Here is a 2,500-nt window from a genome sequence, read left to right as displayed (position 1 = left end):
GGGCCGCCTGGATCGCCAGATCCATGTGAGCTCCATTGGCGGGATTTCGCCGTCTTCGTTTCTCTTTCTTCGCGGACGAACACGCTGCCTGGGGCTGCGCGGTTGCTGCATTTGCCCTTGCGGGCAGGGTGGCGACGAGCTTCGAGCGTTAGGGCTTGTAGCTCAGTTGGTTAGAGCGCGCGCTTGATAAGCGTGAGGTCGGAAGTTCAAGTCTTCCCAGGCCCACCAGCCTTCGCGCCTGCCGGCGCTACGGCTCGGCAAGCCAGAAGATGCGCGAAGGCTGTCGCGCCGTAGCCCAATTGGGCGAAGGCGGACTGGTCAACGCGAGCTTCGGCTGATTATCGTCTCGACGATCACGCTCATTGCATTCGTCTTTCCGGTTATGGGGCCTTAGCTCAGCTGGGAGAGCGCGTGCTTTGCAAGCATGAGGTCGTCGGTTCGATCCCGACAGGCTCCACCAGCCTTCGCGCCATCCGGCGCTTCGGCTCGGCAAGCCATCTGATCGCGAAGGCTGTCGCGCCGGAGCTCGTAAGAGCGGAGGCGGACTTTGCGCCTGACCGACACACAATTCGTCCGCGAGACAACACTTCGCATCTTCTGGTCCTCACCGGGATTACAGAAGACTGCGTGTTATCTGACATCGTGAAGAGGAGATCGATCCGAGTTGGGTCGTGCAATGGAGCGTCACCGCGCAAGCGGTCCGCGCTTCGACTATGCACCGACACTTCACTATCTCCGGGTCATTTCGGCGCAGGCTGGAAGCTGTGAAGCATCCTGTCTGTTGTAAATGACTCTGTTGGCGACGCTTGACCGCATTGCCATCGGTTCGATCTTAAGAAGCAAGCTGGTCTTTCTAATCAGTGTCCTGCGGCTTCCAACGCTTGTCCCTCGGGGCAGGTGGGGAGCTGACAACATTCTGCCGAGTGTGTGGACATTGATAATGAGAGCAATCAAGTGCCTTAAGGGTGTTCGGTGGATGCCTTGGCGCTGAGAGGCGATGAAGGACGTGCTACGCTGCGATAAGCCGTGGGGAGCTGCGAAGAAGCTTTGATCCGCGGATTTCCGAATGGGGAAACCCACCTTCGATAGCCGGAACTCCAAGACCTCGGTCTTGGGGTTTGAATAGGAGACTAGGATGATCCCGAGCCGTGAGGTTTTGGATTTCCGGTTATCAAGAGAAGGTATGAGACTTCTGAATCCATAGGAGGTTTCAAGCGAACCCAGGGAACTGAAACATCTAAGTACCTGGAGGAAAGGACATCAACCGAGACTCCGCTAGTAGTGGCGAGCGAACGCGGACCAGGCCAGTCATGAATGTAAGCCAACCAGAACCTGTCAGGAAAGCAGGGCCTCAGAGGGTGATAGCCCCGTATGGGTAATGCGAACATTCATGCTCGAGTAAGGCGGGACACGTGCAATCCTGTCTGAACATGGGGGGACCACCCTCCAAGCCTAAGTACTCCTCAGCGACCGATAGTGAACCAGTACCGTGAGGGAAAGGTGAAAAGCACCCCGACGAGGGGAGTGAAATAGACCTGAAACCGGACACCTACAAACAGACGGAGCCCAAGATGCGTTCTGGGTGACGTCGTACCTTTTGTATTATGGGCCAGCGACTTAATTTAACGAGCAAGCTTAAGCCGATAGGCGTAGGCGTAGCGAAAGCGAGTCTGAACAGGGCGTCAAGTTCGTTGTATTAGACCCGAAACCTAGTGATCTAGCCATGAGCAGGTTGAAGGTGAGGTAACACTCACTGGAGGACCGAACGGGTGCCTGTTGAAAAAGGCTCCGATGACTTGTGGTTAGGGGTGAAAGGCCAATCAAACTGGGAAATAGCTGGTTCTCCGCGAAAGATATTTAGGTATCGCCTCGGACGAATACCTCAGGGGGTAGAGCACTGGATGGGCTAGGGGGACTTACCGTCTTACCAAACCCAACCAAACTCCGAATACCTGAGAGTACTATCCGGGAGTCACACGGCGGGTGCTAACGTCCGTCGTGGAGAGGGAAACAACCCTGACCTACAGCTAAGGCCCCCAATTCGTGGCTAAGTGGGAAAGGATGTGGAAATCCCAAAACAACCAGGAGGTTGGCTTAGAAGCAGCCATCCTTTAAAGAAAGCGTAACAGCTCACTGGTCTAAATAAGGGTTTCTGCGCCGAAGATGTAACGGGGCTCAAGCCACGAGCCGAAGCTTAGGGTGTGCGCGCAAGCGTACGCGGTAGCGGAGCGTTCTGTAAGCCTGCGAAGGGTGACCCGTGAGGGCGCCTGGAGGTATCAGAAGTGCGAATGCTGGCATGAGTAACGACAAACACTGTGAAAGACAGTGTCGCCGAAAGTCCAAGGGTTCCTGCGTAAAGTTAATCTTCGCAGGGTTAGCCGGTCCCTAAGGCGAGGCCGAAAGGCGTAGTCGATGGGAATGCAGTGAATATTCTGCAGCCAGTGGATGGTGACGAATCCCGTGTGTTGTCCGACCTTACTGGATTGGTTGGGCTTCGAAG

General features: G+C 55.6%; 2 tRNA genes and 1 rRNA gene. All 3 read left to right on the top strand.

From position 1 onward, the window contains the following. Window positions 1–151 precede the first annotated feature (151 nt). Window positions 152–228: transfer RNA gene (locus ACQR13_RS32365), tRNA-Ile, on the top strand. A 156-nt stretch (window positions 229–384) separates the two neighbouring features. Further along, window positions 385–460, top strand: a tRNA-Ala gene (locus ACQR13_RS32360). Between the two features lie 488 nt (window positions 461–948). Continuing rightward, window positions 949–2,500: ribosomal RNA gene (locus tag ACQR13_RS32355) — 23S ribosomal RNA — on the top strand; the annotation flags it as partial.

Origin of the sequence: Bradyrhizobium sp. HKCCYLRH3059 (genome assembly GCF_051168035.1) — a bacterium.
Taxonomy (GTDB): domain Bacteria; phylum Pseudomonadota; class Alphaproteobacteria; order Rhizobiales; family Xanthobacteraceae; genus Bradyrhizobium.
Note: the sequence above shows the minus strand (reverse complement) of the source record. Positions and strands in the feature narration are given on the sequence as shown.